Origin of the sequence: Pseudomonas quercus (assembly GCF_012033695.1) — a bacterium.
Taxonomy (GTDB): domain Bacteria; phylum Pseudomonadota; class Gammaproteobacteria; order Pseudomonadales; family Pseudomonadaceae; genus Aquipseudomonas; species Aquipseudomonas quercus.
This window is the reverse complement of sequence record NZ_JAAVJI010000005.1, coordinates 262,402-288,896: the sequence shown is the minus strand read 5'-3', so window position 1 is coordinate 288,896 and position 26,495 is coordinate 262,402. Positions and strand designations below refer to the sequence as shown.

At 60.1% G+C, this 26,495-nt stretch carries 23 protein-coding genes and 1 pseudogene; 15 read left to right on the top strand and 9 right to left on the bottom strand.

The genetic code is table 11. The features are described 5' to 3' along the window. Positions 1–18: 18 nt before the first annotated feature. Positions 19–3,840 (bottom strand): EAL domain-containing protein, encoded by a 3,822-nt coding sequence (locus HBH25_RS11785; protein WP_168084093.1) that lies wholly within the window; start codon positions 3,838–3,840, stop codon positions 19–21. Between the two features lie 401 nt (positions 3,841–4,241). Between HBH25_RS11785 and ettA the strand changes: the two genes are divergently transcribed. After that, positions 4,242–5,903: an energy-dependent translational throttle protein EttA gene (gene ettA / locus HBH25_RS11780; protein ID WP_168084092.1), complete on the top strand. Its 1,662-nt coding sequence runs from the start codon at positions 4,242–4,244 to the stop codon at positions 5,901–5,903. A 61-nt stretch (positions 5,904–5,964) separates the two neighbouring features. Here the strand turns inward: ettA and HBH25_RS11775 are convergent, their stop codons facing one another. The 4 genes from HBH25_RS11775 to HBH25_RS11760 all read right to left on the bottom strand — a co-directional run bounded on the left by HBH25_RS11775 (position 5,965) and on the right by HBH25_RS11760 (position 9,395). Beyond that, positions 5,965–6,465, bottom strand: coding sequence for a GreA/GreB family elongation factor (locus tag HBH25_RS11775; RefSeq protein ID WP_168084091.1), 501 nt, complete (start codon positions 6,463–6,465; stop codon positions 5,965–5,967). Between the two features lie 75 nt (positions 6,466–6,540). Further along, positions 6,541–6,897 (bottom strand): hypothetical protein, encoded by a 357-nt coding sequence (locus HBH25_RS11770; RefSeq protein WP_168084090.1) that lies wholly within the window; start codon positions 6,895–6,897, stop codon positions 6,541–6,543. Between the two features lie 95 nt (positions 6,898–6,992). Then, positions 6,993–8,846, bottom strand: a complete 1,854-nt coding sequence (locus tag HBH25_RS11765; protein ID WP_168084089.1) for an Lnb N-terminal periplasmic domain-containing protein — start codon at positions 8,844–8,846, stop codon at positions 6,993–6,995. A 60-nt stretch (positions 8,847–8,906) separates the two neighbouring features. Further along, complete coding sequence (locus HBH25_RS11760) at positions 8,907–9,395, bottom strand: DUF3015 domain-containing protein (protein ID WP_168084088.1); 489 nt, start codon at positions 9,393–9,395, stop codon at positions 8,907–8,909. 245 nt (positions 9,396–9,640) lie between these two features. On the opposite strand from HBH25_RS11760, the gene HBH25_RS11755 reads away from it, so the two are divergent. From HBH25_RS11755 to bamJ, 4 genes are all read left to right on the top strand, one after another. After that, a complete protein-coding gene (locus HBH25_RS11755; RefSeq protein ID WP_168084087.1) occupies positions 9,641–12,082 on the top strand; it encodes a Lon protease family protein in 2,442 nt (813 codons plus the stop codon). A 108-nt stretch (positions 12,083–12,190) separates the two neighbouring features. Continuing rightward, entirely contained in the window at positions 12,191–12,526 is a 336-nt protein-coding gene (locus tag HBH25_RS11750) for a PA4575 family protein (RefSeq protein WP_168084086.1), read from the top strand. Positions 12,527–12,612: 86 nt separating this feature from the next. Beyond that, positions 12,613–13,101, top strand: a complete 489-nt coding sequence (locus tag HBH25_RS11745; RefSeq protein ID WP_168084085.1) for a TIGR00645 family protein — start codon at positions 12,613–12,615, stop codon at positions 13,099–13,101. A gap of 60 nt (positions 13,102–13,161) precedes the next feature. Further along, complete coding sequence (gene bamJ, locus HBH25_RS11740; RefSeq protein ID WP_168084084.1) at positions 13,162–13,779, top strand: BamJ family beta-barrel-assembly machinery protein; 618 nt, start codon at positions 13,162–13,164, stop codon at positions 13,777–13,779. Positions 13,780–13,855: 76 nt separating this feature from the next. Here the strand turns inward: bamJ and HBH25_RS11735 are convergent, their stop codons facing one another. The 3 genes from HBH25_RS11735 to HBH25_RS11725 form a co-directional block, all read right to left on the bottom strand. Next, the gene (locus HBH25_RS11735; protein WP_168084083.1) at positions 13,856–14,098 is read right to left on the bottom strand and encodes a PA4570 family protein; all 243 of its coding nucleotides are present in this window, start codon (positions 14,096–14,098) and stop codon (positions 13,856–13,858) included. A 78-nt stretch (positions 14,099–14,176) separates the two neighbouring features. Continuing rightward, entirely contained in the window at positions 14,177–14,518 is a 342-nt protein-coding gene (locus tag HBH25_RS11730) for a zinc ribbon domain-containing protein YjdM (protein ID WP_168084141.1), read from the bottom strand. 90 nt (positions 14,519–14,608) lie between these two features. Further along, the gene (locus HBH25_RS11725) at positions 14,609–15,577 is read right to left on the bottom strand and encodes a polyprenyl synthetase family protein (RefSeq protein ID WP_168084082.1); all 969 of its coding nucleotides are present in this window, start codon (positions 15,575–15,577) and stop codon (positions 14,609–14,611) included. 262 nt (positions 15,578–15,839) lie between these two features. Here HBH25_RS11725 and rplU point away from each other — a divergent pair, with 262 nt between their 5' ends. The 5 genes from rplU (at position 15,840) to HBH25_RS11700 (ending at position 19,519) form a co-directional block, all read left to right on the top strand. Further along, positions 15,840–16,151 (top strand): 50S ribosomal protein L21, encoded by a 312-nt coding sequence (rplU, locus tag HBH25_RS11720; protein WP_168084081.1) that lies wholly within the window; start codon positions 15,840–15,842, stop codon positions 16,149–16,151. Positions 16,152–16,187: 36 nt separating this feature from the next. Next, positions 16,188–16,445 (top strand): 50S ribosomal protein L27, encoded by a 258-nt coding sequence (rpmA, locus tag HBH25_RS11715; RefSeq protein ID WP_040261664.1) that lies wholly within the window; start codon positions 16,188–16,190, stop codon positions 16,443–16,445. A 188-nt stretch (positions 16,446–16,633) separates the two neighbouring features. Further along, entirely contained in the window at positions 16,634–17,854 is a 1,221-nt protein-coding gene (gene cgtA, locus HBH25_RS11710; protein ID WP_168084080.1) for an Obg family GTPase CgtA, read from the top strand. Positions 17,855–17,930: 76 nt separating this feature from the next. Continuing rightward, the gene (gene proB / locus HBH25_RS11705; protein WP_168084079.1) at positions 17,931–19,049 is read left to right on the top strand and encodes a glutamate 5-kinase; all 1,119 of its coding nucleotides are present in this window, start codon (positions 17,931–17,933) and stop codon (positions 19,047–19,049) included. A gap of 8 nt (positions 19,050–19,057) precedes the next feature. Further along, on the top strand, positions 19,058–19,519 hold the full coding sequence (locus HBH25_RS11700; protein ID WP_168084078.1) for a CreA family protein: 462 nt from the start codon (positions 19,058–19,060) through the stop codon (positions 19,517–19,519). Between the two features lie 110 nt (positions 19,520–19,629). Here the strand turns inward: HBH25_RS11700 and rpsT are convergent, their stop codons facing one another. Then, complete coding sequence (gene rpsT, locus HBH25_RS11695; protein ID WP_168084077.1) at positions 19,630–19,908, bottom strand: 30S ribosomal protein S20; 279 nt, start codon at positions 19,906–19,908, stop codon at positions 19,630–19,632. Positions 19,909–20,104: 196 nt separating this feature from the next. On the opposite strand from rpsT, the gene murJ reads away from it, so the two are divergent. The 5 genes and pseudogenes from murJ to HBH25_RS11670 all read left to right on the top strand — a co-directional run bounded on the left by murJ (position 20,105) and on the right by HBH25_RS11670 (position 26,479). Beyond that, the gene (murJ, locus tag HBH25_RS11690; protein WP_168084076.1) at positions 20,105–21,643 is read left to right on the top strand and encodes a murein biosynthesis integral membrane protein MurJ; all 1,539 of its coding nucleotides are present in this window, start codon (positions 20,105–20,107) and stop codon (positions 21,641–21,643) included. Positions 21,644–21,764: 121 nt separating this feature from the next. Beyond that, a pseudogene (gene ribF, locus HBH25_RS11685) lies at positions 21,765–22,716 on the top strand (bifunctional riboflavin kinase/FAD synthetase). Continuing rightward, a complete protein-coding gene (gene ileS, locus HBH25_RS11680) occupies positions 22,713–25,544 on the top strand; it encodes an isoleucine--tRNA ligase (RefSeq protein ID WP_168084075.1) in 2,832 nt (943 codons plus the stop codon). The pseudogene ribF and the gene ileS overlap by 4 nt, the downstream one beginning before the upstream one ends. After that, positions 25,537–26,049 carry a signal peptidase II gene (gene lspA, locus HBH25_RS11675; RefSeq protein WP_168084074.1) on the top strand — a complete coding sequence of 171 codons (513 nt, stop codon included), beginning with the start codon at positions 25,537–25,539 and terminating at the stop codon, positions 26,047–26,049. Before ileS ends, lspA begins: the two co-directional genes overlap by 8 nt. After that, positions 26,042–26,479: an FKBP-type peptidyl-prolyl cis-trans isomerase gene (locus HBH25_RS11670; protein ID WP_168084073.1), complete on the top strand. Its 438-nt coding sequence runs from the start codon at positions 26,042–26,044 to the stop codon at positions 26,477–26,479. The genes lspA and HBH25_RS11670 overlap by 8 nt, the downstream gene beginning before the upstream one ends. Positions 26,480–26,495: the final 16 nt, after the last annotated feature.

The following is a 26,495-nucleotide window of genomic DNA, read 5'->3' as shown; positions in this document are numbered from 1 at the left end:
CTCGCTGACGGTCAGTAATCACTCAAACATGAACAACGCATCGTTGCTGAATTGCGCTTCGAACCGATTAGCCGGCATTGGCCGACCAAAGAGATAACCCTGCACTTCATCGCACCCATGTTCGCGGAGGAAGTCCAGCTGTTCGTGGGTTTCCACACCCTCAGCGATTACAGAAAGGTTCAAGCTGTGCGCCATGGCAATGATTGCACGGGCGATCTGGCCATCCTGTTCGCCCTCGGGCAAGCCGTCTACGAACGTGCGGTCTATCTTCAGCACGTCAATGGGGAACTGCTTAAGGTAATTGAGCGATGAGTAGCCTGTGCCGAAGTCATCTACTGCAATGCTCAGGCCCAGCCGTTTCAAACCATCGAGGATCTGCAGGGCTTCGTTCACGTCGCGCATTAGAATGCTTTCAGTCAGCTCCAGCTCCAGGCACGCTGGAGATACGCCGGTTTCCTGAAGAATGCTGGCAATACGCTTGCCCAGTTGCCCATCGGAGAACTGCCGCACGGATATGTTAACCGACACCTTCGGCACACGTACCCGTGCCTGGTGCCAGGCCTTGAGCTGGCGACAGGCTTCAGCCAGTACCCAGTCGCCTACCTCCACTACCAGGCCCAGCTCTTCGAGCACGGGTATGAAGTCTTGCGGGGGGACCAGGCCACGCCGTGGGTGGCGCCAGCGCAACAGGGCCTCGGCACCGGTCAAGCGTTTGCCGTCGCCGCTAAACTGCGGCTGGTAATACAGCACGAATTCTTCCTGTTCCAGGGCATGGCGAAGGTCGCTCTCCAGCTCCAGCCGCTCTAGCGCACTGGCATTCATATCGGCCTGGTAAAACTGGAAGTTGTTTTTTCCGCGCTCTTTAGCGTGATACATGGCCGTGTCTGCGTTTTTCATCAACTGGCTCAGCTCGTTGCCATCCTGAGGGCTAAGCGCAATGCCGATGCTGGCTGTGACAAAAAACTCGCGGTTTTCCAGCACGAAGGGCGCATGCAGGCTGCCCAGTATTTCCTCGGCCACATGAATGGCTTGGGTCAACGCCGCTTCGCGTGTGCCGCGCGATTGCAACAGCAGGGTAAACTCATCCCCGCCCATGCGGGCGACCGTGTCGTCCTCGTTGACACAGGCCAGCAGGCGCATAGCCATATCCTTGAGCATGCGGTCGCCAGCGGCGTGGCCCAGGGAGTCGTTGATGGGCTTGAACCGGTCAAGGTCCAGGAACATCAGCACGACCCAGGCTTTTTGCCGCTCCGCCTGCTGCAGGGCGGTAAACAGCCGATCCTGGAACAGGGTGCGGTTGGGCAGGTGGGTCAGGGCGTCGTAGTAGGCCAGCCGGTGGATGCGCTGTTCGCTGGCCTTGCGTTCACTGATGTCGCTGAAAAAGCACACGTAGCTGGCAAGGTCGCCTTCTTCGTCGAGCACTGCCGTGATACCCACCCAGGCTGGGTAATGCTCCCGGTTGCGCCGCTGCAGGCGGATTTCTCCTTCCCAACTGCCGTTAAGGCGCAGTTGCTTGACCACATACCCCAGGTGCGCTTCCTGTTGATCGGTGACCGTCAGCAGGCCCGGCAACTGGTCAAGCACCTCTGCAGGCTGGTATCCGGTAACGCGCGCGAAGGCTTCGTTGACCTGAACGATATAGCCTGCTGGGTCTGTGATAAGAATGGCCGAGGTGGAGTGCTGGAATACCGTGGCAGCCATGCGAAGGTCCTTGTCGGCCCGTCGTTGCTGGCTCATGTCGCGGCCTACACCTAGCACACCTTCGAAGTTGTCATGCTCGTCCCAGATCAGCACAAGGCGCAATTCGATGGGTACCTTGCGACCGTCGGCGCGCAAGCAGTCCAGAATAAACGTCTGGCTTTGTACCTGGGCTCGCAGCTCGGCCAGCAGCCCAGGGTTGCCAAGGGCGGAGGCTACCCGGCCCAGCAGTGTTTCCAGGCCTGTGAGCTGGGTGGGTGTCGCTACGATGGCCTGCCAGCCGCTGTCCATGACCGCCTGAACGTCATAGCCCAGCATCCGGCTAATGGATGGGCTTACATAGTTGAGCGCAAGGCGGCTGTCAGTCGAAAAAATCACGTCGCTGATGCTTTCGGCAAGCATGCGATAACGCTGCTCACTTTCGCGCAGGGATTGGCTGGCCTCGATCTGTTCGGTGACATCCTTGGCCACCCCGATGATGCGCGTCACCTGCCCATTGGCATCTTCTGCCAGGGTTTGCTCACGAATGTCGAAGCAACGCCAAGTGCCATCTCGGTGCTGAAACCGTAGCTGGCAGTGCAACTGGCCCACATAACGCGTGTCGCGCTGGTATTGTCGCAGCCCGCGGTACTGCTCTGCGTCCACTGGGTGCATGAGCCCTTCCCAGAACTGCTCGCCCATGTCGTGAAGTTCGCTGGGGCTATAGCCCAGCGTTGTTCCCAAATGATGGTTGCTGTAGAGGGTTTTTCGAGCAAGCACATCTGCCACGTACAAGTGGTCGGGCACTGCGCGCACAACGTCCGACCAGAAACGCTCGCGCTCCACCAACGACACCTGGGCCTGCTTGCGCTGAGTAACGTCATTGAGGCTGAGAATCACCTCATCGACACTTCCATCCTCAGGAATGCGAACCTGTGCCCACACATGGCAGGCCTTGCCGTCCTTATGCTGGAGCGAGAACTCCAGTTCCACCATGGCAGGTGAGAGCAGTGCAGCAAGCAGCTCGTAGGGCAGCCCTTGGTGTTCCAAGGCGCCTTGGGCAATCAGTAGCTCCCACACACCTGCTGTGTCCTGAAGGCCTAGCAGGTTCAGTGCCACCTGGTTTGCCTCGGTCAAGTACATGGCATCACGCAATAGGCCGTGCTGGGCTGGGTGCGCTTGCAGCCACGGCAAGAGGTCTTCGACCTGATGGAGACCGTTCTGGGCGAGCAGATGGCGCAGGTGACGCAGATCGAAGACACATAGCCCCACGCCGGCCCCTTCGAAAATGTCCTGATAGCGCCGGCGTTGCGCCTGTACGTCCCGTTGCCTACGCCGTATTCCGCGCAATACGAGCAACGGGAGAAGCGCACAGGCCAGCCCGACCGAAAACTTGCTGAACAGGCCTGGAAGCAGAGGCAGGCGAGCCTGACGGCCATCGAACACGCTATGAAACTGCCAGTCGCTGTTGGCCAGCGGGTAGTTGGCCAATGCCATCTCCTGCTCATAAGCCGATAGGGGTGATGCACCTTCGGGGGTTTCAGGCGTGCTCTCACTCCGATGAATGACCTGCCCGGCGCTGGTTTCGATCAGCCATTGCATTGGGCCTTTTGGGGCCATTTGCGTTGCCAGCGCTGAATAAAGCGCAGGCTCGAAGCGCAGTACCCAGTAGCCTTGGCTGACAGGGTTGCGTAGCAGCAACAGGGCTTCTTTGCCTTCTGGGCTGTTGCTGTACCAGTAACCTGCGGCGGCGACCTTCTCAAGCAAGCGATCGAGCCTGATGCTTGGAAGCGGCCCTGTTGCCTGGCCAGGCAAGAGCTGCCCGTGGGCATCGAGTTGAACCACTGCAATTAGCCCGGCAGGCGAGTCGGAGCGGGCCGCAGGCTTTGCACCAGCAGCCTCCAGCAACCGTTCGTTGAGCATGCTTTCGGCGAACAGCGCCATGTTGAGGTTAAGCTGGTCGGCCAGGTTAACGCTCTGGGTCAACGCAGTGTTACGCAGTGCTTCCTGGCTATGGCGGTATTCGCCAATCACCTGCCAGGCAAGCAACCCCGACAGCAAGAGTATGAGAACAGCCAGCACCCCCTTGAGGGGGCTTGAAAACACGCTGCCTGTGAGCAGGGGAGGCTGGCGCAAAGGCGATGACTGATTGAGGTTGCTCAAACTGGAATCCTGCCAGGTTACGCCACGACCAACGTTAGGCCATATACGAAAAGTCCTGCCACTCGGTGATGCTGCGTTGAAAACAGCTTCGGAATGCTCATTTACAGTCAGTAAACCCGAGTGCGGGCCCAGTCCGCTTTCTCAGCTGTTTTCGCCTTGCCTGACCTTCGCGTCAAAACATTTCGCATACAGCCTAACACTGCGCCTGCGTGCTTAGGCGGCGCCAAAGACATGATAGCAGGGCACACCAGCGTCGGCAGGCGAGCTGAGGAAGATTATATCAAAGTGATATCACCGCGGCTTGCAAGTTTGCCCTCTATCACGCATTCCGGTAATTTTGACTGCTTTCCATCGTGCGCTTTCATCTCTGCGCGCCACCCTCGTTATAAGTCAGGTTTACCATGGCCCAATACGTTTTCACCATGCATCGGCTGAGCAAGGTTGTTCCGCCGAAGCGGGAAATCCTCAAGAATATCTCCCTGTCGTTTTTCCCAGGTGCCAAAATCGGCGTGCTGGGCTTGAACGGTTCGGGTAAATCCACCTTGTTGCGCATCATGGCCGGTGTAGATAAAGAGTTCGATGGTGAGGCGCGCCCCATGCCGGACCTCAACATCGGTTACCTGCCTCAGGAGCCGGAACTCGACCCCACCAAGAATGTGAGAGAAGTGGTGGAAGAGGCGGTGTCTGTTATCAAGGATGCCCAGGCACGCCTTGATGAAGTGTATGCCGCCTATGCAGAACCTGACGCAGATTTCGACAAGCTGGCTGCCGAACAGGCCAAACTGGAAGCCATCCTGCAAGCGTCCGATGGGCATAACCTGGAGCGCCAGCTGGAAGTGGCCGCCGATGCCCTGCGCCTGCCGCCATGGGATGCCCGCATCGAACACCTGTCCGGTGGTGAAAAGCGTCGTGTTGCCCTGTGCCGCTTGTTGCTGTCCGCGCCAGACATGCTATTGCTCGACGAACCCACCAACCACCTGGACGCCGATTCGGTGGCCTGGTTGGAGCGCTTCCTCCACGATTTCCAAGGCACCGTGGTCGCTATTACCCACGACCGCTACTTCCTGGACAACGTGGCTGGCTGGATTCTGGAACTGGACCGCGGCCATGGCATTCCCTACGAGGGCAACTACTCCGGCTGGCTGGAAGCAAAATCCGAGCGCCTGGCGCAGGAATCCAAGCAGCAGTCTGCCCATGAGAAGGCACTCAAGGAAGAGCTGGAATGGGTGCGCAAGGGCGCCAAGGCACGTCAGTCCAAGTCCAAGGCTCGCCTGCAGCGATTTGAAGAATTGCAGTCCCAGGAATTCCAGAAGCGCAGCGAAACCAACGAAATCTATATCCCGGTGGGCCCACGCCTGGGCGACAAGGTGATCGAATTCAATAACGTCACCAAAAGCTATGGCGACCGTGTACTCATCGACAACCTGTCGTTTGCCATGCCCAAGGGCGCCATCGTGGGCGTAATCGGGGGCAACGGCGCAGGTAAGTCCACGTTGTTCCGCATGATCATGGGCAAGGAGCAGCCGGATTCAGGTGTGATCGACATCGGTGATACCGTGCAGCTGGCCTGTGTAGACCAGAGCCGTGAGGACCTGGACGGCAGCAAAACCGTGTTCCAGCAGATTTCCGATGGTTCGGACCAGATCCGTATCGGCACCTATGAGGTGCCTTCGCGTACGTATGTGGGCCGCTTCAACTTCAAAGGGGGAGACCAGCAGAAGTTTGTCCGAGACCTGTCCGGAGGTGAGCGTGGCCGCCTGCACTTGGCCTTGACCCTGAAGGAAGGCGGCAACGTGCTGCTGCTCGACGAACCATCGAACGACCTGGACGTGGAAACCCTGCGCTCGCTGGAAGAAGCCTTATTGGACTTCCCTGGCGCTGCCATTGTGATCTCTCACGATCGGTGGTTCCTGGACCGTGTGGCGACCCATATCCTGGCGTACGAAGACGAATCCATCGTGTTCTTTGAAGGCAACTACACCGAATACGAAGCTGATCGCAAGAAGCGCCTGGGAGAAGCGGCTGCACAGCCACACCGAGTGAAGTACCGCAAGCTGGCGTGATTCCGGCCCTGTTCGTGTGCTTTGCCAACTTTCCGGCAAAGCACGCGATCAACACAGATGGCTAATCCGGCGTGGCCGAAATGGCCAGCACTTCAAGGGTGTGGTCTCCCGCAGGCCGATGCCATAGCACTTCGTCCCCCACCCGTGCACCCATCAGCGCACGCCCAAGGGGAGAGGCCCAGTTCACCAACCCTACGCCTACGTCGGCCTGGTCTTCACCGACCAGGCAGACTTGCCGGTGTACGTCTCGCTCATCGGCATAACTGACCCAACTGCCGATCTGGACCTTTTCGGTTTCTCGAACCGGCGGCACGACCTTGGCCGTAGACAGGCGCTGATGGTAATAGCGCATGTCCCGCTCCAGGTCTGCCAAGGCTTGATGGTCCGCCCGGTCACCCAAGGCGCTTTGCTCCAAGTGCAGTGCTCTAAGCTCGTCCGCCCTGGCGCGCAGTTGCACCATGCCGGATTCAGTAACGTAGTTTGGGTGCAAGCTGATCGAGCGCTCAACCGGTTGGCTGGCCTGGGCGGCGGCGTTATCTTCATTGACGAATGCGCGGCTCATGGTAACCCTCCTTATGCGTCCTTACTGTAGGCAATCATCCTCGCCCTAGAGTTTCCTTTGCGTGCCAGGCCATGTTCAGTTCGAGTGAAACGCCCGCGCCTTACCGTTGTTCACATCCCGCTGCCAGTCTCGGTCACGATCGTTCAACACCTTGTCGTGAAGGTCTTGCTGTTCGCGGCTGGCCAGGGCGGCCTGGCATTGACGGAAACCGTCATCCCAACCACTGCTATAGAGTTTCTCAGACAAGTAACGCGGCACATTCTTGGTGAAGGTTCCGGTGATCGAACCGGCCGCTTCACGCCCGCTGCCACAACCATCCTGGTAGCCATCTGCAAAGGCTGGCGGGTAGCCTTGCTGCAGTAATTGCTCGTGGGTTGTCTGACAGCCGGCGAGCACCAGTACACCGAAGACCACACACCATTGCATGTTCATGCTCAATACCTCAGGCGCCAGGCGTGTTGCCTGGCATAGGTATGAGTCTAGGTCGGTTTTTGTGGATACGGTGTCAATCGCCGGTCAGTAATTTGTCAGTAGTGGTACCACTTCATCTCAAGCATCACTTCATTAGTAGTGCCACCCAAGTGGCTGAAATCCCGGATGGCGCTCAAGCGAAGGCCCAGGGTGGGGCTTAGTTCCCACTGCTGGTTGAGGCTCAACTGCCGGCGGACCTCTCCATTGGTGAAGTAATCACCCGTGGCTTCGAGCCGCAGGTTACCCAAGGCATTGCGCCACAGAAGGCCGCTGTCAAAGCCAGCAGCAGGTGCTGCAAAGGCCGCAAAGTCGTTATTGTGCTCAAGGCGGGCCGTTCCCAGGGCAAAGCCGAGCAGGTCGGGCGCCAGTTGCCAGGTGCCACCTGCGCCGCCATTGAGGTGGGTCACCAGCACCTCGTCCCCGTGCTTGCCGGGCACACGTTCAAGGCCGCCTGTAACTTGCCAGGATAGAGGCTTGAGCAGGTCATTGCGCGGCGACAGCGACCGGATCGTGGCCAAGTTTAAAGATTGCAGCTGCCACTCGCCTCGCTCGTACTGCCGGACCTTAAGCCCTCCCAGTTCGATCTGAGCCCCCAGCGGGAAACCGTAAGCGTTGTCGTTGAGGTCGTGGTACGCCATGCGCAGCCCGTACTCGGCAAAAGCACGGTCATCACGGCTGCCTAGCCCCAGTTCCCACGTGCGGGAAGGGTGGCCTTCTTCTGGCAGCCCAGGGCGTTCCACCGTCAAAGGGGGCGGCGGGTTGCGGTTGATGGCCTGGAGCAGGTCGAAGCTACGTTGGCTGCGTTGCGCATCCCGTGCCTCTCCCGTGGCGTTGTAGCGCTGCAGGCGGTAGGCCGTGTCCAAGACCAAGGCCTGGCGGTCACGGGGGAGTGCTGCCAGGGCCGCATCATTGGGTGTTCCTGAGCCTGTTCCCAGGCTTTTTGCCAGTGCCTGCTCTTGGTCGTTTAGCGGCGCGGCACGGGCCAATAGCTCGCGTTCACGTGAAGGGCGGTATTCGGTGTGTTGAACCAGGCCGGCCTTTTTCACGGCCTTGACGGTGTCCGTAGGAATGGCCGCCAATGGAAACTGATCCGTCAGCTTCAGTGAAGGCCGGGCCACCTGTAACAGCTCCAGTAAACGGTATGAGCAGTTTTCGTCGAAGAAGTAGTAGTCAAAGCGGATCTGCTGAAGCTCCCAGACATGCTCTACCAACCGTCCGGTTTCCTCCGGTGTAAGGTTGAGCTGATACTCCCACAGGTCACGGTTTTCGAGGCTGCGGTATTCGGCCAGCTTCTGTTGGTAGGGCACCAGCGAGAACAGCCCAGGGTAGCCGCCTGCAAGGCCTTTCCAGGCGTAAAGCATGCTGTTGTCACTGCCTTCAACGTACGCACCGAAGTTGATCGCGTAGCTGAGCAGGGCGGTCTTGTCGGCCTGGGTATCTGCCTGGTCGATGCGCAACAGGGTATGGCCAAACATCGACGAGGGGCTGTTCAGGTAAGCGGCGGGAAATACCAGCACAGCCGCGTGGGGTGCGATATCGCTGTACCACTGCTTGAAATTGGGGCACTGCACCGTGGGCAGGTCATTTAGCCCAAGCTGGGCTTTCAACCAGCGCGTGCGTGCGGGAAATACACATTGGGCATGCTGGTCGCCGAGGCTGGGCGATGCATAGAGCGCCTTCAACGTAGCGCCTAGTTCGTGGGCTGGCGACTGGCGGCCATCGGGCGCCAGGAAGAAACGCGTGTCGTCAACATAGCTGTGCCACCCGCGCAGCGCCTTGTACTCGTAATGCCCCAGCGCGATCCAGCCAGGCTGTAGTGCCAGCTGATCCAGCGTGGCGGAGGCAGGAAGCGAAGCGGCAGGGGTCGACGCGCAGGCCAGCAAGGCCAGCCACAGAAAGCGGGTGAGCATCCATTGCATCCGGTCAGGAAAACAGAACCCGCCCCGAACGGGGCGGGAGACGCCGAGACCTTACGCCTGGGTGGCGTACTTGGCCAGCCGTGGATCGTTTTTAATCACGTTCAGGGTGTTGGCATGAACGTCTTCAGCCGTCACGTCTGCCGTCTTGAAAATATCGTTGAAGTGCTGATGGGTCACGCTGGAGAAGTAGGCGCGGTCTTCAGGCTGTACGCCCAGCACCACAGCGTAAGTTGTCAGCGCTTCGCCTTGGCCCTGGGCCATGTCTTCAGACAGTTCGTTCATCATGCCATTCATGGCGATCCAGGACTTGCCGCCATAGGTCAGCGCGCCGCTGGTGTTGCAGCCGTTGGTGCCGGACGTCATCCCGAAGGTGGCGTTGCCGGAGGTGCCATTGGTGGTGGACGCCAGGAAGTGAGCCGGGGTGCCGCGCTGGCCTTCGAACAGCATGTTGCCCCATCCACAGTCCGGGCCACCGGGGGCCTGGGCGAATGCCTGGATGGAAACGACGGTAAACAGGGAGCCAAGCAGAATCCGTTTCATAGCATTGTTCTCGCATGTCGATCAAAAATGGCCTGGGCCTTAAGCACCAGGTGCACACCCCACCGTTGGTCAGGGTGCGCACGTTGGAGTTTAGGCAGGGTTTACGGTTCCGTTGGCATTTACTCTCCGTTTCGAAAAAAGTCATTCACAGGCACCGCGCGGCACACGCGATTGGCAACGTGCCTTGCCAGCCGCGCCCTGCGAGCGCCAGAATGCTCCATAGCCTGTGAACCTAAGGAAGCCTGATGCCCGATTCCGTTGCTGCCCGCTTACGTCTTGCCCCGGAAGCATTGGCCCGCCCCTTCACTGACAAGCAGTTCAGTTTCGTCAGTACAGAAGACATCGAGCCGTTCCGCGGCGTACTGGGCCAGGAGCGTGCGGTTGAAGCCTTGCAGTTCGGGGTGGCCATGCCACGCCCGGGCTATAACGTGTTCGTGATGGGGGAGCCTGGTACGGGGCGTTTTTCCTTCGTAAAGCGTTACCTGAAAACCGAAGCCAAGCGCCTGCAAACCCCAAATGACTGGGTGTACGTGAACAACTTCGATGAGCCGCGTAACCCGCGTGCTCTGGAAATGTCCCCAGGCAGTGCGGGCGAGTTCATCAACGCCATCGGTGGGCTGATCGATAACCTGCTTGCCACGTTCCCGGCAGTATTCGAGCACCCGTCCTACCAGCAGAAGAAGAGCGCCATAGACCGTGCCTTCAACCATCGCTACGACCGCGCCCTGGACGTGATCGAACGGGCTGCCCTGGAAAAGGACGTGGCGTTGTACCGCGATAGCAGCAACATCGCGTTTACCCCCATGGTCGAGGGCAAGGCGCTGGACGAAGCCGAATTCGCACAACTGGCGGAAGCGGACCGTGATCGTTTCCACAGCGATATTGCTGGCCTGGAGGAGCGCCTTAATGAGGAGTTGGCCAGCCTGCCCCAGTGGAAACGCGAATCCAGTAATCAACTGCGTCAGCTCAACGAAGAAACCATTACCCTCGCGCTGCAGCCCCTGCTAGGGCCGTTGTCGGAGCGCTACGCTGAGTTCGCCGGGGTGTGCGCCTACCTGCAAGCCATGCAGGTCCATTTGCTGCGCACGATTGTCGAGCAGTTGGTCGATGACCCGAAAACGGACGCGGTCGCTCGCAAGATGCTGGAGGAGCAGTACGCACCCAACCTGGTCATTGGTCACCATGCCAGTGGTGGCGCCCCGGTGGAGTTCGAGCCTCATCCTACCTACGACAACCTGTTCGGCCGTATCGAATACAGCACGGACCAAGGCGCGCTCTACACCAATTATCGCCAGTTGCGCCCTGGCGCGCTGCACCGTGCCAATGGCGGCTTCCTGATCCTGGAAGCTGAGAAAATGCTCGGCGAGCCTTTCGTTTGGGACGCCCTCAAACGTTCGCTGCAGTCGCGTCGGTTGAAGATGGAGTCTCCACTGGGTGAATACGGCCGCTTGGCCACCGTTACCCTTACGCCGCAGATGATCCCGTTGAACGTGAAGGTGGTGATCATCGGGTCGCGCCAGCTGTACTACGCCCTGCAGGACCATGATCCGGACTTCCAGGAGATGTTCCGGGTGCTGGTGGATTTTGACGAAGACATTCCCATGGATGGTGAAAGCCTGGACCAGTTCGCCCAGTTGCTGAAAACCCGTACATCGGAAGAAGGCATGGCCGCGCTCAGTGCGGACGCTGTGGCCCGCCTGGCCACCTATAGCGCGCGCCTGGCCGAACACCAAGGGCGGTTATCAGCCAAGATTGGCGACCTGTTCCAGCTGGTGAGCGAGGCGGATTTCATTCGGCAGATCGCCGGCGACCCGGTGACCGACGCCGGCCATATCGAACGCGCGCTCAAGGCCAAGGCCACTCGTACAGGGCGGGTGTCGGCGCGCATTCTGGATGACATGCTGGCCGGTATCGTGCTGATCGACACTACAGGGGCTGCGGTGGGCAAATGCAATGGGTTGACGGTGCTGGCAGTGGGGGATTCGGCCTTCGGCGTGCCTGCGCGTATCTCCGCAACGGTTTACCCTGGCAGCAGTGGCATTGTGGACATCGAGCGCGAGGTCAACCTGGGGCAGCCGATTCACTCCAAGGGGGTGATGATTCTGACCGGCTACCTGGGCAGCCGCTATGCCCAGGAGTTTCCCTTGGCCATTTCCGCCAGCATTGCACTGGAACAATCCTACGGCTACGTGGATGGCGACAGCGCCTCGCTGGGTGAAGCCTGTACGCTTATTTCCGCCCTGTCGCGCAAGCCGCTCAAGCAGTGCTTCGCCATCACCGGTTCGATCAACCAGTTCGGCGAGGTACAGGCCGTAGGCGGCGTGAATGAGAAAATCGAGGGCTTCTTCCGTCTTTGCGAAGCGCGCGGCCTGACGGGGGAGCAGGGCGCGATCATTCCCAAGGCCAATGTGGCCACACTGATGCTCGATGAGCGCGTGGTAAACGCCGTGCGCGAGGGCACGTTCCATGTCTATGCCGTCAGCCAGGCGGACGAAGCCTTGAGCCTGCTAGTGGGGGAGGACGCCGGCGAGCCTGACGAGGAGGGCAACTTCCCGGAAGGTAGCGTAAACGCTTTGGTAGTTGATCGCCTGCGTGCCATTGCTGAGGTAATCAGTGAAGAGGAGTTGCGTGAAGCCGAGCGCGAGCACAAGGTCGAGGCGTTAGCCGAGGTCAAGCCCTGTTCGTAAGCCTGCGAAGGCGTCAAGCCTGCATGACCGCTCGGCGCCATCATTAAGCAACTACGGAATTTTCTGCTTATTGAAGGTCTTAGGGGCATCAGACAAGAGGACTGACGCATGACCCACTCGCTCAGCCTTACCCGTCAATGCCTGGGGCTGGAAACAAGGATCGAGTGCATCATCCGCCCCGTGGCAGGTGATGCAGGCCATTGGGCCCTGCTGTTTGCGGCTGGCATGGAAGGCGAACAGCCTACAGCTATCAAGGCCCAGGGGCCTTTCCACGGGGCCCAGGCTGCCGAATCGGTGCTTGAAGCCATCGTAGACAGCCTTACGTTGCACGGTTACCGGCTCAAGCATGACCCCCGTATCTGGGACATCCACCTTCATGGGCAATTGCGCAAGATCAATGCCGACCGCGGGCAGCATTTGATCGACCACGGGCCTGAGGCCTGAGGGCTGTTCCCTGAAGGGGGCGTGTGCCGCGAACGGGCCTCATATTGATATACTTCACGCCAGTTTTCGGCCACCTGTGAGTTTCAATGGAACGCTTTATCGAAAGAAGCATGTACGCCTCTCGCTGGCTACTTGCACCCATCTACTTTGGCTTGTCACTGGGATTATTGGCCCTGGCGCTGAAGTTCTTCCAGGAAATCGTCCATATCCTGCCCAATGTCTTTGCACTGGCTGAATCCGAGCTGATCCTGGTGCTGCTGTCATTGATCGACATGGCATTGGTGGGCGGGTTGCTGGTAATGGTGATGATTTCCGGCTATGAGAATTTCGTGTCTCAGCTGGACATAGACGAAGGCTCCGAGAAGCTGAGCTGGCTCGGCAAGATGGATTCCACGTCGCTCAAGATGAAAGTGGCGGCCAGTATCGTAGCGATCTCCTCCATTCACCTGCTGCGTGTGTTCATGGACGCCCAGAACATCGGTGCCGATCACCTGATGTGGTACGTGATCATCCACATGACCTTCGTGGTCTCCGCCTTCGCCATGGGCTACCTCGACAAGCTCACCAAGCACTGATGTGCTAGGCTTTCACCCTTTTTTCCGGGCCAGCAGGCTGGCCCTCCACGGAGCAGTGCAATGTCCGAAGTGAATTACACCACTGACGAAACGCGTGTCAGCTATGGTATTGGCCGCCAGCTGGGTGACCAGATCCGCGACAACCCGCCACCGGGCGTGAGCCTGGATGCCCTCATTGCCGGCTTGACCGATGCATTCCACGGCGAGCCAAGCCGTGTGGCAGCCGACGACCTGAACAATGCCTTCCGTGCCATTCGCGAAGTGATGCAAGAGCAAGAGCGCGTCAAAGCCGAGGCGGCTGCCGGTGAAGGGCGTGCTTACCTGGCCTCCAACGCCAAGCGCGAAGGCATCACCACCTTGGCGTCAGGCCTTCAGTATGAAGTGATCACCGCAGGCGAAGGCGCCAAGCCTACCCGCGACAGCACCGTGCGCACCCATTACCACGGTACGTTGATCGACGGCACGGTGTTCGACAGCTCGTACGATCGTGGCCAGCCTGCCGAATTCCCTGTGGGTGGCGTGATCGCCGGCTGGACCGAAGCCCTGCAACTGATGAATACCGGTAGCAAATGGCGCCTGTACGTACCGAGCGAGCTGGCCTATGGCGCGCAGGGCGTGGGCTCCATTCCACCCCACAGCACGCTGGTCTTCGACGTAGAGTTGCTGGAAATCCTGTAAGCCACACGGGCGGTATGCGCTGTGGAAACGGCCGTAGCCGAAGGCGGAGGCCGGGAACCCCTAGGTTTGGCCCGCTTCAGTGCAACGCCCCTGCCGGGCGCAAAGCCCGGGCATAGCAGAACAGAAAGAGGCTGCGTACCAGCTCTTTCTGTACCTGCGGTTCAGTCGAATTCAGCCCGTCGTAGTCGAGCTCGCCTTGGTCACGTAATTCATCCAGGGCGTCTTCGTGGAGCACTGCGCACACTTCGCCGGTTTCCCGATGGAGAATACGCAGGTAGGGGTGAGTGCGGTCCAGCCAGGCGTCGATAAGGTAGGTCACGATTATTCTCCTTAATGAGGTTCATTGAGAATAATTCGTATTTGCAGCTTTGCAAAGTAGTGGCCCTACCGGCTGTCGTCAGGCCTTGCGCACAAACTCGGACTTGAGCTTCATAGCGCCGATACCATCGATCTTGCAGTCGATGTCGTGGTCGCCATCGCACAGGCGAATGCCTCGTACCTTGGTGCCAACCTTGACCACCAGCGAGGTGCCTTTGACCTTCAGGTCTTTGATCACTGTCACGCTGTCCCCATCCTGCAACACATTGCCCACCGAATCCTTGATAACCCGTGCATCGTCATCGCTCCCCGCCGCTTCGCCCGGTGTCCACTCATGGGCACACTCGGGGCACACCAGCTGGGTGCCGTCTTCATAGGTGAATTCGGAATTGCATTTCGGGCAGGGTGGCAGCGACATCAGGGGTTCCTCCAGGTCATAGCGCAGGCAGCCGCACGGCTGCGGTGCCGGGGTGGGCAGGCAGGCGGCGGCAAGCGGGTAGGGTAACGGGTGTCAGTAGGTGCGGGCGACGGCGAATTCGCTTAATTCGATGAGCGAATCGCGGTACTCACTGGCCGGGAGTGCATCCAGGCAAGCAATGGCGCGGCCCGCGAAGCGCTGCGCCATTTGGGCGGTATAAGCCAATGCGCCCGAGGCTTCCACGGCTTCGCGGATACGCTCCAGGTCCTCGATACCGCCTTTCTGAATGGCCTGGCGAACCAGCGCGGCCTGCTCGGCAGTGCCTTCGCGCATGGTGTAGATCAGGGGCAGGGTAGGCTTGCCCTCTGCCAGGTCATCGCCCACGTTCTTGCCAAGGGCCTCCGCGTCGCCTTTGTAATCCAGCAGGTCGTCTACCAGCTGGAAGGCGACGCCCAGGTGATCGCCAAACTGGCGCAGCGCCTCGCGTGCCTGGTCGGTAGTGCCCACCAACGCCGCGGCGCTATGGGTGGAGGCCTCGAACAGCATCGCGGTCTTGCCGCGGATGACTTCCATGTAGGTCTCTTCGGTGGTGCTGGCGTCGCGTACCTTGGACAACTGCAGCACTTCGCCCTCGGCGATGATGCGCGTGGCCTGGGAAAGGATCTGCATCACAGGCATCGAGCCCAGCTCTACCATCATTTCGAAGGAGCGGGAATAAAGGAAGTCGCCTACCAGCACGCTGGGGGCATTGCCCCACATGGCATTGGCGGTAGAACGGCCGCGGCGCATGCCGGACATGTCCACCACGTCATCGTGAAGCAAAGTGGCCGTGTGCAGGAATTCGATGGTGGCCGCCAGCAAACGCAGGTTGTCGCCTTCGTAGCCCAGTGCCTTGCCGCTGAGCAGGACCAGCAGCGGCCGCAGGCGTTTGCCCCCGGCAGAGGTGATGTAGTCGCCGATCTTCGATACCAGCGGCACCCGAGAGGTCAGCTGCTGCTTGATGATCTCGTCGACGGCGGTGAAATCGTCCGCCACCGCACGATAAAAGGCTTGGGGTTGCATCAGCGACTAACGCTCCATATAGGTTGCGCGGCATGCTAGGTCGCAGGGTCAGGCCTGTCAAGGCAATGCCCCGCTCAGGGCCGCGTGACTGCGGCCGGGCCCTTGCGTCACCTGCCTGTGTTGCGTACAATCGCGCACCCTGAACTTCTTGGGCATCACCTGCCTTACGCAATTGCAGAACGGGTTTCCCACCCGCTGCAGCCATGCCAGCCGACACTCTTCTTATAAAGCGCTGGGTGAGCAGGATCAACGGAGAAATATCATGTACGCAGTAATCGTTACCGGTGGCAAGCAATACAAGGTCGCCGAAGGTGAATACCTGAAGATCGAAAAACTGGAAGTCGCTACCGGCGAATCCGTTACCTTCGATCGCGTTCTGTTGGTTGCCAATGGCGACGACGTGAACATCGGCGCACCAGTTGTTGAAGGCGCCAAAGTGGTTGCCGAAGTCGTTGCGCAAGGTCGCCACGATAAAATCCGCATCATCAAGTTCCGTCGTCGTAAGCACCACATGAAGCGTATGGGCCACCGCCAGTGGTTCACCGAGATCAAAATCACCGGTATCCAGGGCTGATTTCTAGCCTGTACCGCACATTGGAGTATTGAACTCATGGCACACAAAAAAGCTGGTGGTAGTACCCGTAACGGTCGCGATTCCGAAAGTAAACGCCTTGGCGTGAAAATGTTCGGCGGCCAGGTCATCAAGGCCGGTAACATCATCGTGCGTCAGCGCGGCACCCAGTTCCACGCCGGCTACGGCGTTGGCATTGGCAAGGACCACACCCTCTTCGCTAAAGTCGAAGGCGTTGTGAAGTTCGAGGTCAAAGGTGCGTTCGGCCGTCGTTACGTAAGCGTCGTCGCAGCCTGATCGCGACCCCGCTGAAAAGCCCTGTCTCGCGACGGGGCTTTTTTGTTTGTGAGTCTCTTGCAAAGCTGTCTGCCTGAGCTCCAGCGCTATTTTTCTCGGTCGTTGATTGGGGCGCTGCGCTCATTTTTGCAAGAGCCTTACGTTTTTCTGGCTTATAAGCTCGCCTCCGGGCGAGGGGCATGGTTTTAATGAAGTTTGTAGACGAAGTATCCATTCGCGTGAAGGCGGGTGATGGCGGTAATGGTTGCATGAGCTTCCGCCGCGAAAAATTCATCGAAAACGGCGGCCCCAACGGGGGCGACGGCGGTGACGGTGGGTCGGTGTACATGATTGCCGACGAGAACCTCAATACGCTCGTGGATTACCGCTACACCCGCCATTTCGATGCGCAGCGCGGCGAGAATGGTGGCAGTACCGATTGCACCGGCGCCAAGGGCGAGGACCTGGTATTGCGCGTACCGGTAGGCACTACGGTGATCGATGCCAGTACGCAGGAAGTGATCGGTGACCTGGTCAAGGCTGGCCAGCGGCTGATGGTTGCTCAGGGTGGCTGGCACGGCCTGGGCAACACACGCTTCAAATCCAGTACCAACCGCGCCCCGCGCCAGACCACCCCAGGCAAGCCGGGCGACCAGCGTGACCTGAAGCTGGAAATGAAAGTGCTGGCCGATGTAGGCCTGTTGGGCTTGCCCAATGCGGGTAAAAGCACCTTCATCCGTTCGGTCTCTGCCGCAAAGCCAAAGGTTGCCGACTATCCCTTTACCACCTTGGTGCCAAACCTGGGCGTGGTGAGTGTGGACCGTTGGAAAAGCTTCGTCATCGCCGACATCCCTGGCCTGATCGAAGGGGCTTCTGACGGTGCTGGCCTGGGTATTCGCTTCCTTAAGCACTTGGCGCGTACCCGTTTGCTGCTCCACTTGGTGGACATGGCGCCCTTCGATGGCAGTAGCGCAGCAGACGCGGCCGAAGTGATCGTGAGCGAACTGGTGAAATTCAGCCCTTCCCTGGCCGAGCGTGATCGCTGGCTGGTGTTGAACAAGTGTGACCAGTTGCTCGAAGAAGAGCATGAAGCAGCGGTGAAGGAAGTGGTGGACCGCTTGCAGTGGGAGGGCCCGGTGTACGTGATTTCTGCCCTCGCCAAGGAAGGGACCGAGCGCCTCAGCCGCGACATCATGCGGTACCTGGAGCTGCGTGCCGAACGCATTGCTGAAGAAGCTGGCTTTGCTGAAGAACTGGCCGAGCTGGATCAGCGTATCGAGGACGAGGCGCGCGCGCAGTTGCAGGCCTTGGACGATGCTCGTGCCCTGCGCCGTACTGGCGTGAAAAGCGTGCATGACATTGGTGATGATGACGATTGGGACGAAGAAGACAACGACGACGGCCCGGAAATCATTTACGTGCGCGACTGATCGGTTGCAGTACACTACCAACGCCCCGGTTTCGGGGCGTTTTCGTTGATGGGTTTGGCACGCAAGGACAGGAAACATGCGGAGCAAGGTGACAGGTGCGCAGCGCTGGGTCGTGAAAATCGGCAGCGCCTTACTGACAGCTGATGGCAAAGGCCTGGACCGTGCAGCCATGGCGGTATGGGTTGAGCAGATGGTGGGCCTGCACGAGGCCGGCGTGGAGCTGGTGCTGGTGTCTTCAGGTGCCGTTGCGGCGGGTATGAGCCGCCTGGGTTGGGTACAGCGCCCTACGGCCATGCATGAGCTACAGGCCGCAGCGGCTATCGGCCAGATGGGGCTCGTGCAGGCCTGGGAATCCAGCTTCGCTCAGCACGAGCGCCGCACTGCGCAGATTCTGCTCACCCACGACGACCTCTCCGATCGCAAGCGTTACCTCAATGCGCGCAGTACGCTACGAGCGCTGGTGGAGCTTGGCGTGATTCCGGTCATCAACGAGAACGACACGGTCGTCACGGACGAAATCCGTTTTGGTGACAACGACACCTTGGCCGCGCTGGTAGCCAACCTGGTCGAGGCTGATCTGCTGGTAATCCTCACGGACCGTGATGGCATGTTTGACGCAGACCCGCGGCACAACCCTGACGCCACCTTGATTTACGAAGCCCGCGCCGATGACTCCAGCCTGGATGCAGTGGCGGGAGGTACTGGAGGTGCGTTGGGGCGCGGTGGCATGCAAACCAAGCTTCGTGCGGCACGGCTGGCTGCGCGGTCCGGGGCTCACACCTTGATCGTAGGTGGGCGTATCGAGCGCGTGCTGGATCGGCTCAAGGCTGGCGAGCGGTTGGGTACCTTGCTGTCGCCGGAGCGGGGCATGCTGGCCGCGCGCAAGCAGTGGCTGGCCGGGCACCTGCAAACCCGTGGCACGCTTCACCTGGACGATGGGGCGGTGCAGGCCTTGCGGGCGGCCAGCAAAAGCTTGTTGCCGGTGGGGGTAAAGTCCGTGCAAGGGGGCTTCCGGCGTGGCGAGATGGTGGTCTGCCTTGCCCCAGATGGGGCAGAGGTCGCCCGAGGGCTGACCAACTACAGCGCAGCCGAGGCGCAGCGCATCATGGGCCTGTCGTCGGACGCCATTCATGGTGTACTGGGGTATATGGCCGAGCCTGAGCTGATCCATCGCGACAACCTGATTCTGGTATGAGGCAAACAATGAATGTATTGAAATGCGCGCTCCTGGGCCTGGCCTTGGCACCTGTGCTGGCCAGTGCCGAGCAGGTGGGCGAAGTGTCGACCGTGTTCAAGTTTGTAGGCCCCAATGACCGTATCGTCGTCGAGGCTTTCGATGACCCCAAGGTTGAAGGCGTGACCTGTTACCTGTCCCGGGCCAAGACGGGCGGCGTGAAAGGTGGGCTGGGGTTGGCAGAGGACCGTGCCGAGGCTTCCATCGCCTGTCGGCAAGTGGGGGCCATTCGTTTCGCCCAGCCGCTGAAGGATGGGGAAGAGGTGTTCAAGGAGCGCACGTCACTGGTGTTCAAAACGATGCAGGTGGTGCGCTTCTTCGATACCAAGCGCAACACGCTGGTTTACCTGGTGTACAGCGACCGCATGATCGAAGGCAGCCCGCAAAATGCCGTGACGGCTATTCCGATTCTGCCTTGGCCGGTGCGCTAGGGCAGTTGCCTTCCTGATACTGGCAGGTGTTGCGCCCAGCGCGGGCACCTGCCCTTTGCAATAGGCAATAAAAAACCGACCCTAGGGTCGGTTTTCTTGAATCAGCGTGCTCAGGCAGCAGCAGCGAGATTCAGGGCCTTCACGTGACCATTCAGGCGGCTCTTGTGGCGAGCGGCCTTGTTCTTGTGAATGATGCCCTTGTCGGCCATACGGTCGATAACAGGCACGGCCAAGGTGTAGGCAGCTTGCGCTTTCTCGGCGTCTTTGCTGTCGATTGCCTTGACTACGTTCTTGATGTAGGTACGAACCATGGAACGCAGGCTGGCGTTGTGGCTGCGACGCTTCTCAGCCTGTTTTGCGCGTTTTTTGGCGGAAGGTGAGTTGGCCACCGTCGAGCTCCTCGAAAGACTTGGGTAATAGCAAACAAATAGGGCGCGAATCATGCCCATGCGCCGAGCTAATGTCAAGGGCGGTAGCGGTGAGATTACTCAACTGACAGGACGAACGGCAGCTTACAGAAAACCTTTCCTTGCTTCACAAGCCCTGTACACTTTCGGCTTTTTGGCGCAGCGGCACTCCTTCCTTATGAACCTGCTCAAGTCCCTGGCTGCGGTCAGCTCCATCACCATGATTTCCCGTGTGCTGGGCTTCGTACGCGACACCCTGGTGGCGCGGATCTTCGGTGCTGGGCTAGCAACCGATGCGTTCTTCATCGCCTTCAAGCTGCCTAACCTGCTGCGCCGTATCTTTGCCGAAGGCGCTTTCTCTCAAGCCTTTGTGCCTATCCTGGCCGAATACCGCCAGCAGCAGGGTGATGAAGCGGCGCGAACCTTCACAGCCTACGTAGCAGGCCTACTCACCCTGGCGCTCGCTGTGGTAACCGCCCTGGGCATGCTCGCAGCGCCCTGGGTCATTTATGTCACTGCGCCAGGGTTTGCAGACACGCCGGAAAAGTTCGAACTCACCACGTCGCTGCTCAGGGTCACCTTCCCCTATATAGTGCTGATTTCGTTGTCATCGCTGGCCGGGGCTATTCTCAATACCTGGAACCGCTTCTCGGTCCCTGCCTTTACGCCCACATTGCTCAACGTGGCCATGATTGGCTTTGCGCTGTTCCTGACGCCTTTGTTCCATCCGCCTGTGATGGCCTTGGCGTGGTCGGTGCTGGCCGGTGGCCTGGCGCAATTGCTGTACCAGTTGCCGCACCTGCGCAAGATCGGCATGTTGGTACTGCCGCGCGTCAGCCTCCAGCATGCCGGGGCCCGCCGGGTGCTCAAGCAGATGGGGCCGGCCATCCTCGGGGTGTCGGTCAGCCAGATCTCCCTCATCATCAACACTGTTTTTGCATCCTTTCTGGTGGCCGGTTCGGTGTCGTGGATGTATTACGCCGACCGTTTGATGGAGCTGCCGTCTGGCGTGCTGGGCGTGGCGCTGGGCACCATTCTGCTGCCCACCCTGGCGCGCACCTATGCCAACAAGGACCGGCACGAGTATTCGCGCATTCTGGATTGGGGCCTGCGCTTGTGCTTTCTGCTGGTACTGCCCTGTGCCATCGCACTAGGGTTGCTGGCAGAGCCGCTCACCGTTGCGCTGTTCCAGTATGGCCGTTTCGATGCGTTCGACGCCGCCATGACCCAGCGAGCGTTGGTGGCCTATTCTGTGGGGCTGCTGGGCATCATCCTGATCAAGGTACTGGCGCCGGGGTTCTATGCTCAGCAAAACCTGCGAACGCCCGTCAAGATTGCAGTGGTGACGCTGTTGGCAACCCAACTGCTCAACCTGGCCTTGATCGGGCCGCTCAAACACGCTGGGCTGGCCCTGGCCATCAGCGGTGGGGCGACGCTGAACGCAGGCCTGTTGTACTGGCAACTGAGGCGCCAGAAACTGTTCCAGCCTCAGCCAGGCTGGCTGGGCTTTCTGCTACGCCTAGGCATCGCGGTGCTGGCCATGGCTGGGGTATTGGCCGGCCTGATGAGCGTGATGCCGCCGTGGGCGGATGGCACCATGCTTGCGCGTTTCGCTCGCCTCGGGGTATTGGTAGTCGCCGGCGCAGGCACTTACTTTGTTGCCTTGCTGGCCATGGGTATGCGCCTTCATCAGTTCGCTCGTCGGGGCCTGCATTGAAAACCTGGAGCGCTGCCCGAATATCGGTTTCATTACCCCATGGCCCACTGCCTGTGCTGTTGCCTGTCGTAGGCGGCCGGGTATGGTTATAATCGGCGACTTTATGAGCAAGAAGCGCGCTATGCAGTTGGTCCGAGGCCTTCACAACCTGCGCCCCCAGCATCGGGGCTGTGCTGCCACCATAGGCAACTTCGACGGCGTACACAGGGGGCACCAAGCCATCCTTCAGCGCCTGCGCGAACGCGCCCGTGAGCTTGGCGTACCCAGTTGCGTGGTGATTTTCGAACCGCAGCCACGCGAATATTTCACGCCCGACGCTTCACCCGCACGCCTCACACGGTTGCGTGAGAAAGTGGAGCTGCTGGCTGCTGAAGGCATCGACCAGGTGCTGTGCCTGCCTTTCGATCAGCACTTGCGTAGCCTTACGGCTGCCGAGTTTGTGGATGCCATCCTCGTGCGCGGCCTTGGCGTGAAGCACCTGGAGGTTGGCGACGACTTTCGCTTCGGCTGCGACCGCCTGGGGGATTTCGATTTTCTGGCAGAGGCAGGGCGCGCCCACGGCTTTACCCTGGAAGCCGCGCGTACGGTAGAGGAGGGTGGGGTTCGCGTCAGCAGCACGCAGGTGCGCAAAGCCCTGGCCAATGCTGATTTCGCCCAGGCCGGGCAACTGCTCGGCCGCCCGTACTGCATCACTGGCCGTGTACTGCATGGTCAGAAGCTGGCGCGTCAGCTGGGCTGGCCCACTGCCAATGTGCAGCTCAAGCGGCACCGTGTGCCTTTTACCGGTGTTTACCTGGTCAGCACAGTTGTAGAGGGCCGTACATGGCCTGGCGTCGCCAATATAGGGGTACGCCCCTCTGTGGCCGGTGATGGCCGGCCACACCTTGAAATACACCTGCTGGACTACGCTGGCGATCTGTATGGCCGGCATTTGACGGTGGAATTCCACCAGAAGCTGCGAGATGAGCAGCGTTTCGCCTCACTGGAGGCGTTGAAGTCGGCGATCGACGCGGACGTCGCCGCCGCCCGTGCCCATTGGCAGGGCTAACCGCCTAATGAAGAGCCTGAAATGACCGATTACAAAGCCACGCTAAACCTTCCGGACACCGCCTTCCCTATGAAGGCCGGCCTGCCGCAGCGCGAGCCGCAGATACTGCAGCGCTGGGACAGCATTGGCCTGTACCAGAAGCTGCGCGAAATTGGCAAGGATCGGCCCAAGTTCGTACTGCACGACGGCCCGCCCTACGCCAACGGTGCCATTCACATCGGTCATGCGGTGAATAAGATCCTCAAGGACATGATTCTGCGGTCACGCACCCTGGCGGGCTTCGACGCTCCCTACGTGCCGGGCTGGGATTGCCATGGCCTGCCGATCGAGCACAAGGTGGAAGTCACCCACGGCAAAGGTTTGTCCGCCGATAAAACCCGCGAGCTGTGCCGTGCCTATGCGGCCGAGCAAATCGAAGAGCAGAAGGCGGGTTTCATCCGCCTGGGCGTGCTGGGCGACTGGAGCAACCCTTACAAAACCATGAGCTTTGTGAACGAGGCCGGTGAAATCCGTGCCTTGGCCGAAATGGTACGCAATGGCTTCGTGTTCAAGGGTCTCAAGCCTGTGAACTGGTGCTTTGACTGCGGTTCGGCCCTGGCCGAGGCCGAAGTGGAATACGCCGACAAGAAGTCCACCACCATCGACGTCGCGTTCCCGATTGCTGACCAGGCCTCACTGGCTGATGCGTTCGGCCTGCCAGGGCTGGAAAAGCCCGCCGCCATCGTGATCTGGACCACCACCCCGTGGACCATCCCGGCCAACCAGGCACTCAACGTTCACCCTGAATTCGTGTATGCCCTGGTGGATGTAGGTGACCGCCTGCTGGTGTTGGCCGAGGAACTGGTGGAGAGCTGCCTGCAGCGTTACGGCCGCACTGGCGAAATCATCGCCCGCGCGCCTGGCGCCGCCTTGGAAAACATTCAGTTCCAGCACCCGTTCTACGAGCGCCTGTCCCCGGTCTACCTGGCTGAGTACGTAGAGCTGGGCGCCGGTACGGGTGTGGTTCACTCCGCCCCGGCCTACGGCGAAGACGACTTCGTGACCTGCAAGCGCTACGGCATGCACAACGACGACATCCTCACCCCTGTGCAAAGCAATGGTGTGTACGTGGACAGCTTGCCGTTCTTCGGTGGCCAGTTCATCTGGAAAGCCGGTGCAGCCATCGTCGAGAAGCTGGCTGACGTGGGCGCGCTGATGCATTCGGACACCATCAACCACAGCTACATGCACTGCTGGCGTCATAAAACTCCGCTGATCTACCGCGCCACTGCTCAGTGGTTCGTGGGCATGGACAAGCAGCCTGTGGTAGGCGACACCTTGCGCCAGCGGGCACTGAAAGCCATCGAACAGACCGAGTTCGTGCCGGACTGGGGCCAGGCGCGCCTGCACTCCATGATCGCCAACCGGCCAGACTGGTGCATCTCGCGCCAGCGCAACTGGGGTGTGCCGATCCCGTTCTTCCTGCACAAGCAGACCGGCGAACTGCACCCGCGTACCGTCGAGCTGATGGAAACCGTGGCGCAGCGCGTGGAACAAGAGGGTATCGAAGCCTGGTTCAAGCTGGATGCCACCGATGTACTGGGCGCCGAAGCGGCCGACTACGAGAAGATCAGCGACACCCTGGACGTGTGGTTCGACTCCGGCACCACCCACTGGCACGTGCTGCGCGGTTCACACCCCATGGGCCACGAACAGGGGCCGCGTGCGGACCTGTACCTGGAAGGCAGCGACCAGCACCGTGGCTGGTTCCACTCGTCATTGCTGACGGGCTGTGCCATCGACGACCACGCGCCCTACCGCGAATTGCTCACCCATGGCTTCACCGTGGACGAGAACGGCCGCAAGATGTCCAAATCCTTGGGCAACACGGTGGCGCCGCAGAAGATCAGCGACACCCTGGGCGCCGACATCATGCGCCTGTGGGTCGCTTCTACCGACTATTCCGGCGAGATGGCGGTGTCCGAGCAGATCCTGCAGCGCAGTGCCGACGCCTACCGGCGTATCCGCAACACCGCGCGCTTCCTGCTTTCCAACCTCAGTGGCTTTGACCCGGCACGCGACCTGTTGCCGCCGGACCAGATGCTGGCCCTGGACCGTTGGGCCGTGGACCGTGCCCTGCTGCTTCAGCGTGAGCTGGAAGAGCATTACGCTACCTACCGCTTCTGGAACGTGTACTCCAAGGTGCACAACTTCTGCGTGCAGGAGTTGGGCGGTTTCTACCTGGACATCATCAAGGACCGTCAATACACCACGCCTGCAGACAGCGTGGCGCGCCGTTCCTGCCAAACCGCCCTGTATCACATTGCCGAGGCCCTGGTGCGCTGGGTCGCGCCTATCCTGGCCTTCACGGCTGATGAGATCTGGAGCTACCTGCCAGGTGAGCGCAACGAGTCCGTGATGCTCAACGGCCCGTACACCGGCCTTACTGAGCTGCCAGACGGCATCGAGCTGAACCGTGCGTTCTGGGACAACGTGATGGCGGTCAAGGCGTCGGTCAACAAGGAGTTGGAAAACCAGCGCGCGGCCAAAGCCATTGGCGGTAACCTGCAAGCCGAAGTGACCCTGTACACCGACGAGGCCGTTTCCGGCGACTTGAGCAAACTGGGCAACGAGCTGCGCTTCGTGCTGATCACGTCCAAGGCTACGTTGGCACCGCTGGCGGCTGCGCCGGCCGATGCCGTGGTCACTGATGTGGCCGGGTTGAAGCTCAAGGTGGTCAAGTCCACTAACACCAAGTGTGCCCGTTGCTGGCATTTCGTCGAAGACGTAGGCGCCAATGCCGAGCACCCGGACATCTGCGGCCGTTGTGTGACCAACATCACCACGGCAGGCGAGGTGCGCCACTATGCCTGATATGGCGGGGCGCTTCGGGCGCCTGGCTTGGCTCTGGCTAAGCGTGCTGGTGGTGGTGCTGGACCAGGCCACCAAGTGGTATTTCGAGAACACCCTGGAGCTGTACCAGCAGATTGTGGTGATTCCCAACTACTTTAGCTGGACCCTGGCCTACAACACAGGCGCGGCTTTCAGTTTCCTGGCTGACAGCTCTGGCTGGCAGCGCTGGTTGTTCGCGCTAATCGCCATCGTGGTCAGCGTGGCGCTGATGGTGTGGCTCAAGCGGCTGGGCCGTGCCGACACCTGGCTGGCCATTGCGCTGGCCCTGGTGCTGGGCGGTGCCATTGGCAACCTGTACGACCGTATCGTGCTGGGCCATGTGATCGACTTCATCGCAGTACACTGGCATTACGAATACCGGTTCCCAGCCTTCAACCTGGCAGACAGTGCCATTACCGTAGGGGCGATCATGCTGGCGCTGGACATGTTCAAGGGCAAGAAAACCGGGGAGGCCGCTCATGGGTGACATTCGTATCGGCCAGCACACTGAAGTGACCCTTCACTTCGCGCTGCACCTGGAAGACGGCAACACCGTGGACAGCACCTTCGACAAGGCGCCCGCCACTTTCAAAGTAGGCGATGGCAACTTGTTGCCGGGTTTTGAGAACGCGTTGTTTGGCCTCAAGGCTGGTGACAAGCGTGACCTGACGGTGCCGCCAGAAAACGCCTTCGGCCAGCCCAACCCCCAGAACGTTCAGGTGATGCCACGCAACCAGTTCGACGGCATGGAGCTGACCGAAGGCTTGCTGGTGATCTTCAACGATGCGGCCAACACTGAATTGCCGGGCATCGTAAAGGCCTTCGACAACCAGCAGGTGACGGTAGACTTCAACCACCCGCTGGCAGGCAAGCCCTTGCGGTTTGAAGTCCAGATCATCGACGTAAAGGCTCTTTGAGCCTATTCAACAGGCC